The organism is Mesorhizobium sp. CA14 (genome assembly GCF_020165195.1).
GTDB lineage: Bacteria > Pseudomonadota > Alphaproteobacteria > Rhizobiales > Rhizobiaceae > Mesorhizobium.
The window spans coordinates 39,355-47,502 of record NZ_JAIUHR010000036.1; the positions used below are offsets into that span (position 1 = coordinate 39,355).

Annotated in this window: 7 protein-coding genes; 1 reads left to right on the forward strand and 6 read right to left on the reverse strand. The window is 62.7% G+C overall.

The window, feature by feature from the left end; translation table 11 throughout:
- Position 1: 1 nt before the first annotated feature.
- The 5 genes from LB565_RS27070 to LB565_RS27090 form a co-directional block, all read right to left on the reverse strand.
- Complete coding sequence (locus LB565_RS27070) at positions 2-880, reverse strand: ABC transporter permease (RefSeq protein WP_224589151.1); 879 nt, start codon at positions 878-880, stop codon at positions 2-4.
- Positions 881-890: 10 nt separating this feature from the next.
- Positions 891-1,700: an ABC transporter ATP-binding protein gene (locus LB565_RS27075; protein WP_224589152.1), complete on the reverse strand. Its 810-nt coding sequence runs from the start codon at positions 1,698-1,700 to the stop codon at positions 891-893.
- Positions 1,701-1,809: 109 nt separating this feature from the next.
- Positions 1,810-2,811, reverse strand: a complete 1,002-nt coding sequence (locus tag LB565_RS27080; RefSeq protein ID WP_411970697.1) for an ABC transporter substrate-binding protein — start codon at positions 2,809-2,811, stop codon at positions 1,810-1,812.
- A 166-nt stretch (positions 2,812-2,977) separates the two neighbouring features.
- Positions 2,978-3,754, reverse strand: coding sequence for a 4-hydroxy-tetrahydrodipicolinate reductase (gene dapB, locus LB565_RS27085; protein WP_224589153.1), 777 nt, complete (start codon positions 3,752-3,754; stop codon positions 2,978-2,980).
- Positions 3,755-3,954: 200 nt separating this feature from the next.
- On the reverse strand, positions 3,955-5,442 hold the full coding sequence (locus tag LB565_RS27090; protein ID WP_224589154.1) for a winged helix-turn-helix domain-containing tetratricopeptide repeat protein: 1,488 nt from the start codon (positions 5,440-5,442) through the stop codon (positions 3,955-3,957).
- A 174-nt stretch (positions 5,443-5,616) separates the two neighbouring features.
- On the opposite strand from LB565_RS27090, the gene LB565_RS27095 reads away from it, so the two are divergent.
- Positions 5,617-5,835, forward strand: a complete 219-nt coding sequence (locus tag LB565_RS27095) for a hypothetical protein (protein ID WP_224589155.1) — start codon at positions 5,617-5,619, stop codon at positions 5,833-5,835.
- A gap of 31 nt (positions 5,836-5,866) precedes the next feature.
- Here LB565_RS27095 and LB565_RS27100 read toward each other — a convergent pair whose 3' ends face one another.
- Positions 5,867-7,972 (reverse strand): molybdopterin-dependent oxidoreductase, encoded by a 2,106-nt coding sequence (locus LB565_RS27100; protein ID WP_224589156.1) that lies wholly within the window; start codon positions 7,970-7,972, stop codon positions 5,867-5,869.
- Positions 7,973-8,148 lie beyond the last annotated feature (176 nt).

The following is an 8,148-nucleotide window of genomic DNA, read 5'->3' on the forward strand; positions in this document are numbered from 1 at the left end:
CCTACTGCGTCTCGTGCAAAGGCTGCGGCCGCCACTTCGCCAACCGGCTCTCGACCAGCGTCATCAGATACTCGGCGCCGAGCGCCACGACCATTACGATGACGATCGCTGCATACATGCCGGCGGCGTCGAACGAGCCCTTGGCGATGTTGATCAACAGGCCAATGCCGAAGCGCGAACCGACGAACTCGCCGACAATGGCGCCGATGATGGCGAAGCCGAAGCTGACATGCAGGCTGGCGAAGATCCAACTCATTGCCGACGGCACGATGACAGAGCGCGTCAGCTGCCAATCGGAGGCGCCGAGGATGCGGGCATTGGCGATCATCGCCCGGTCGGCCTCACGCACGCCCTGGAAGGCGTTGTGGAAGACGACGAAGAACACCATGACGAAGGCCAGCGCCACCTTGGAGGCAAGCCCGAGGCCGAGGATCATGATGAAGATCGGCGCCAGCACCACGCGCGGGATCGAGTTGATCACCTTGATATAGACCGAGAAGATGTCGGCGGCCATGCGGTTGCGGCCGAGCGCGACGCCGATGACGATGCCGGCAATCGAGCCGGTGACGAACCCCAGCACCGACTCCTCCATGGTGACATAGAGATGGTACCAGAGCGGACCTTCCGAGGTGCCTTCCGTGATCCACTCATACAGCCGGCCGGCGATCGTGCTCGGCATGGCGTAGAAGAAGGGGTCGATCCAGGCCATGCGGCCGGCGATTTCCCACAAGCTGAGGAAGGCTATCAGGATACCCAGCCGCCAGAACGTGACGGTGCGGCGGCGACGGGCGGCGGCCTTCGCGGCGGCCGCCTCGATCTCGGCGTCCGAGGTGCCGGGCCGGAAGCTGGCGGTGGTGATGTTGACGGTGGCGTCTGTCATCTCGCCCTCCTCAGGCCGCCGCGCGGGCGTAGCTGGTCTCGACCTCTTCCTTGAGGTCGGCCCAGATGGTGCGCGAATAATCGATGAAGCTCTGCTCGTAACGTATGTCGGCGACGACACGCGGGCGCGGCAGGTCGATCGTGTAGACGGATTTCACCGTCGCCGGCCCGGCGGTGAGCACATAGACCTTGTCGGCCAGCGCGATCGCCTCCTCGAGGTCGTGGGTGACGAACACCACCGACGCCTTCGCCTCCGACCATAGACGCAGCAGTTCCTCATGCATCAGCACGCGGGTCTGCACGTCGAGGGCCGAGAACGGTTCGTCCATCAGCAGTATCTCGGGGCCGTTGATGAAGGTCTGGGCGAGCGCCACGCGCTTGCGCATGCCGCCGGAAAGCTGGTGCGGATAATGCTGCGCGAAGCGGGCAAGGCCGACGCGCGCCAGCCAGTCGCGCGCCGATGCCTCGGCCTGCGCCTTCGACTTGCCGCGAAATAGCGGTCCGGCCATGACGTTCTCGATCACCGTGCGCCATGGGAAAAGCGCGTCGGTCTGGAACACGAAGCCGATGCGCGGATCGATGCCCTTGACCGGCGCGCCCATGACACGAACCTCGCCGGCGCTCGGGCTGGCGAGCCCGGTCACGAGATTGAGCGTCGTCGACTTGCCGCAGCCGGTCGGCCCGACGACGGCGACGAACTCGCCGCGTTCGACCGTCATGGTGAAATCGCGGAGCGCCGTCAGCGACTTGCCGGTGGGGGAGAGGAAGCGACGGCTGACATTGATCAGCTCGATCGCCGGAGCGGGTCTTTCGACTGCCATGGTGAAATACTCCAAGGCCGTACGATCGCCACGCAGGCGCATCGCCGGACACACTAATAGGGCTGATACAGGCGCGATGTCCGATTGGACATCGCGCCGACGGTATCGGCTACTTCACGTTCTTGACGAATTCCGTGGTGTAGGTCTTCGAAAGGTCGATCTGCTTGCCCTGCAGTTCCTTCTTGAAGGCCGACAGCACGGTGAGCACCGTCTCGGGACCGCCCTCGGGCATCACGCCATCGGGAGTGAACATCGCCTTGCCGGCATCAAGGGCCTTCACATAGCCCTCCTTGTCGCCGACATAGTAATCCTTCGGCATCTTTTCGGCGATCTCGGCGCCGCTGTGGGTGCTGATGAATTTCAGTGTCTTGACGAAAGCATTGGCAAGCTTCTGCGTCTCGTCCTTATGCGCTTCGACCCATTCGGTCTGCATATAGAGCGAGGCGGCCGGATAGGTGCCGCCGAGAGCCGCCTTGGTGCCTTCGATCGTGCGCATGTCGATCAACACCTTGGCCTCGCCGGTCTTGAGCAAGCGCGTGATCGTCGGCTCGGTCGTCATGCCGGCCTGGATCTTGTCCTGTTGCATGGCGGCGATGAAAGTATTGCCCGCGCCGACCGGCACCGAGGTGAACTCGCCGAGCTTCAAGCCGTTCTTGACCGCAAGATACTCGGTCAGGAAGTTGGTTGAGGAGCCGAGACCCGTGACGCCGAGGCTCATGCCCTTGAAGTCGGCCGGCGACTTGATCTCGGGGTGCTTGGAGGACACCAGCTCGACCTCGCCCGGCGCCTGGCTGAACTGGACGATGGATTCCACGAACTTGCCCTTGGCCTGCAGGTCGATGCAATGATCGTAGAAGCCGACCACGCCCTGCACGGCACCCGCCAGCATCTCGTTCTCGGCGTCCACGCCGGCAGGTTCGTTGAGCAGCTCGACGTCGAGGCCTTCATCCTTGAAATAGCCGAGCGCCTCGGCGAGCTTCGCTGGCAGGTAGATCTGTTTTTCATAGCCGCCCACCATGATCGAGATCTTGTCGGCGGCCGAAGCCGTCGTTGCACCAGCGGCAACCGTGGCAACCGCCAGCAGCGCGGAACGAAGGGCGCATTTTGAGATGAAACCGGTCACGTAACTTCCTCCACCTGGCGGCGCGGCGCGCCGCATTTCCTCCTTACCGGCCACTCCCAGCCGGTTGCGTGGCGAACGCCACGAAACTGTCATGGCACGGCCAAGCTTTCAGCTGGCTTTCAGCGGTTTTGAAACGAATCCGGTGAAATTCCAATCACGTAGTGGCAAAACCAAGCACATCGCGCATGCCATATTCCCCAGGCGGGCGGCCGGCGACCCAGAGCGCCGCCGCGACGGCGCCGCGGGCGAACATCGAGCGGTCGCCGGCGACATGCGAAAGCGTGAGCCTCTCGCCGTCGCTCAGGAAGCTGACGCTATGCTCGCCGACGATGCTGCCGCCGCGCAGCACAGCAAAGCCGATCTCGCCGGCGGAGCGCGGGCCGGTGACGCCGTCGCGGGCACGCTTCGCCACATCGTCCGGCCTGACGCCACGTCCTCGCGCAACCGCTTCGCCCAACATCAGCGCCGTGCCCGACGGCGCGTCGACCTTGAAGCGGTGATGTGCTTCGAAGATTTCGATGTCGCAGTCATCAGGCCCAAGCGCCCTCGCCGCTTGCTCGACCAGGCCGGTCAGCAGGTTCAGCCCGAGCGAATAGCTGCCGGAGCGCACGATGGCGATCTTCTTTGCGGCTTCCGCTATGGCTTCCAGCTCAGCGACGTCAAAACCTGTCGAGCCGATCACCAGTGCCGGACCGCCGCGTGCGGCGCAGGCCGTTGCCAGTTCGGCAGAAGCCGCAGGCGTGGTGAAGTCGACGACCACATCGGCAAGCGCCAGCGCTTCGTCGCGCTCGACCAGCCCCTCTCCCGTGCTGCCCGGCCGATGGAAGCGGGCGACGAGTTCCAGCCGAGGATCGGCAGCGACTGACTCGGCCATCTGCCGGCCCATGCGGCCGAGCGCGCCGGCGATGGCGATCTTGAGCGGCTGCGGCATGGCGATCCCTGTCGAAAGCTCCAGTCGGAACAATCCTCTAGCTAGCACGCCGCCTTGGCAAATTGATTCAAACGACAATGGCGCCACGACATTGGGCGAAACAAGGGAAACCGTACGCAAATGTGAAGGCGGCCGCGATCAAGATGCTGGAATCACCGGCAGCGAAGTAGCAAGCCTGTGAGCTACGGGACGCGATGGAGCTATCGCGCCTCGGCAACGCGTTGCAGGATCGCGCGATAACGACTGCATACGGCGGCATCCTGATAGAAATCCACTTCGGTGTCGATGATCTGGTCGAGGCTTAGTCCACGATAATGGGCTTCTACCTTTGCCAGCACGTCTTGCGCTTGCCTGATTTCGCCGAGTTCGGAATGGCAGATGACGAGACGAATGAGCGACCACGGTGTTACAGTCGCCATTTTCGCGTAGCAGGCAGCCGCGTCGCGATATCGTCCGGCCGTCGTCAGCAGGACGCCACGGAAGTCGTCATACCATCCCACCGCGTATGGGTCGCGGCGCTGGGCTTCGGCTATCTCATCAAGCCCCTCCTCCGGTCTGCCGGTGTGATTGAGGAAAATAGCGCGGATACTAAGAATGAACGGATCGTTCGGATTGAGCGCGACGGCCCGGTCAAGGCTGAACTCAGCCTGCTTGAATTGGCGCAGGTACAAATGAGCGAAGCCGCTGGCGAGATGCCCATAGGCCTCGTCGGGATCAAGGTCCAACGCCGTTCTTGCGATCGCCAGTCCGGAGTGCAAATGGCCGGGATTGTTGTAGTCCCAATAGTACTTGATCGACTCCACAAAGCTGAGCATGGCATGGGCAGCAGCAAACTGCGCATCGAGCTTTACCGCCTGGCGCAGAAATGGTTCCGCTTCGAGCACGGTGTCATAGACGGCGGCCAGTTGCAGCGCCCGCAGATAAAACTCATAGGCCGACATGTTGCTGGTCGGCCGCCTTCTGGCGCGCGATGAAATCGCGGTTCTGGCCTGCCGAGCGAGACGCGCTGCAATCATCCGGGTGATTTCGTCCTGGATGGCGAAAATGTCGTCCAGTTCCCGGTCGTAGTGTTCGCCCCAGATATGAGCCATCGACGACGCATCGGTTAGCTGTACGGCGATGCGTACCCTGTTGCCGATCTTCCGCACGCTGCCTTCGACGACATATTGGACCCCAAGCTTGCTTGCCACCTCCGCCGGCTCACGCGCCTTGCCGCGGAACTGGAAGGAGGAGTTCCGCGCGATGACCAGAAACTCCTTATACTTGCCGAGCTCAGCGATGATGTCCTCGGTGATTCCGTCGCTGAAATAATCCTGCTCCGGATCGCCGCTCATATTGTTGAAGGGAAGTATGGCGATGGACGGTCTGGACGACCCCATAGCATCTGCCTTAACCGCGAAGGGCCTGGGGCCTGCATATTTATAGCCGCGACCATGCACGGTTGCGATAATCTCGGCAGACAGCAGTTTTCGCAGCGCCGAAATGTGGACCTGCAGCGTGTTCTCTTCCACCACCACACCGGGCCAGACCGCATCAAAGAGTTCGGTCTTGCCGATCACCTCATCAGGCCTGTCGAGCAACATGGCGAGGATATCGAAGGAACGCGCCGAAAGCTCCACCGGCCCTTTCGGGCCCAGCAACTGCCGTTCGGCTCGTCTCAAACGATAGTTCCCAAACTCCAAATCCATTGGCCATAAACCATCCTCGCGGGGAGGATAATCCAAGATGACCCTGAAGGCGAACTTCAGGACAGTTCAGGATTCTTCGCTTCAGGCAATTTCAGAGCCGTACAGGACTCTTCAGGTTCAAGCCAAGGACCTGCGTAGGAGGCAGCGCCATTGTCGCCGTTACAGGAGGACATCATGGCTGACATCCTCACCACAGGCCCGATCATAGTCCGACGCCTTAAACTGTTGCGGCGAAGCTTTCCGAGGCTTGCAATCGGCGCATCGCTCAATGCCATGTCCGGTTTGGTAGGCGATACACTCAAGATGGCTTACGTGGAACCCTACGCCAGTCTTGGTCGCCAATCGCAGGTCGTCCCGGACGATCATCTCGAAGGCCGAGATCCCACTTGGTGAGCCACCAAGCGATGGCAGACCGCGAAGTGGGTCAAAGCGCCCTGAGCCACACCTTGTTGTCATGGACGGCGGCGCCACCATAGGGTGCCGGCGCGTCGGCGCCGGTCAGCACGTTGATGCCTTCGCCGCGCTCATGCGCGCTGTTCGGCCAGATGCCTTCCGCGATCACCACGCCGCGCTTCACGCCATCGAAGAATTTTGCGTGCAGCACCACGTCGCCGCGCCGGTTGCCGATCTCGACGCGGCCGCCATCCTCGATGCCGAGCGCTGCCGCATCCTGCGGATGGACCAGCAGCTCCGGCCTGCCCTCCTTAGCCTTGGACACCGGCGTCTCGGCGAAACTCGAATTGAGGAAGTTGCGCGCCGGCGAGGTCGCCAGCCGGAACGGGTGCTCCTCGTCCGCGACCTCGATCAGCTCGACATGGTCGGGGAATTCCGGCAGCCGCTCGACCGGGCCGAACAGGCCCATGCTTCTCGGCGGCCGGTTGGGCGCCGACTGCCCGGTCCAGTTGGGCCGGAAGTGGAATTTCTTGTCGGCATGGCCGAAGCCGTTGATAAAATGCGCGTCGTCGAAGCCGGGCTGCAGGTCCACCCACTTCTCAGCCTTCAGGCTGTCGAAGCTGCCTAGCCCGCGCTTGCCGAGGATGATGTCGATATGCTCGCGCTCGGTCAGGCCGAAGCCGGGCCGGTCGCCGACCCCGAGGCGCTTGCCGAGTTCCTCATTGACATAGTGGTTGGTGCGCGGCCCTTCCGGCGGCTCGATCAGCTTGGGGCCGAGCGTGATGTGCTGGTTGCCGCCGCCTTTGTAGATGTCGTCATGCTCCAGGAACATCGTCGCCGGCAGCACGACATCGGCGAGCTTGGCCGTATCGGTCATGAACTGCTCATGCACGCAGGTGAACAGGTCTTCGCGCAGAAAACCCTTTCTCACCAGCCGCTGCTCCGGCGCGACATTGGCCGGATTGGTGTTCTGGATCAGTATCGCCGTCACCGGCGGGCCGCCATAAAGCGCGTCGGCCGCACCCGTCAGCACCGGGCCGATGCGCGAATGGTCGAGATAGCGCACCTTCGGGTCGCGCATCGCGGTGCCTTCCAGCACGTCCTGGTTCAGCTTGAAGATGCCGGAGTTGGAGTGGAAGGCGCCGCCGCCCTCATACTGCCAGGCGCCTGTGACGGCGGCGATGCAGGAGACGGCATGCATGTTGACCGAGCCGTTGCGCTGGCGGGCGAAGCCGTAGCCAAGGCGGAAATAGGTTTTCTTGGTCTTGCCTACGAGATGGGCGAATGCCTCGATCTCGGCGACGCTCAAGCCCGTGATGGCGGCCGCCCATTCGGGCGTGCGCGTCTTCAAATGCTCTTCCAGCCCGCGCGGATCGTCGGTGTATTTCTCGAGATAGGCGCGGTCGGCGAGCCCGTCGCGGAACAGCACATGCATGACCGCGCAGGCGAGCGCGCCGTCGGTACCGGGCTTCAGCACCAGGCCAAGATCGGCCTGTTTCATCGTGGCGTTGTCGTAGATGTCGATGACGACGATCTTCGCCCCACGCTCCTTTCGTGCCCGCATCGCGTGAGTCATGACATTGACCTGGGTGACCACGGCATTGGTGCCCCAGATCACCACGCAATCGGACTTCGCCATCTCGCGCGGATCAGGGCCGCGCAAGGCGCCCACACCCATCATCCAGCCGGTCCAGGCCAGATTGGTGCAGATCGAGCCGAAGAAACCGGAGTATTTCTTGGCGTGGCGCAGCCTTTCGATGCCGTCGCGCTGCACCAGCCCCATCGTGCCGGCATAGAAATAGGGCCAGACGGTTTCCGAGCCGTATTTCTCTTCGGCCGCGATGAATTTTTCCGCGACGAGATCGAGCGCCGCTTCCCAGCTCGCTTCCTTCCAGGCGCCCTCGCCCTTGGCGCCGGCTCGCACCAGCGGCTTCAGCAGTCTATCGGGATGGTGGACGCGGTCGGCATAGCGGGCGACCTTGGCGCAGACGATGCCCGCCGTGTAACTGTTCGCCTTGGCACCATGCACGCGGCCGATGCGGTTGTCATCTAGCAGCTCGACTTCGAGCGCGCAGGTGGAAGGACAGTCATGCGGGCAGGCCGAATGGCCGATCCGGAGCTTGGCGTGCTGGTTCATGCGGGGTGTGTAGCGGGTTTTGGTGACGAGGTGTAGGGCCAGATGGGCTCCCCCTTCTCCCCTTGTGGGAGAAGGTGGATCGGAGCGTAGCGCCGAGACGGATGAGCAACTGTGTTTTTCAGGTGTGTTGAGGGTTCCATTCCTGATTGTTGCGCAGCATGGCGCAGAGGATGGTG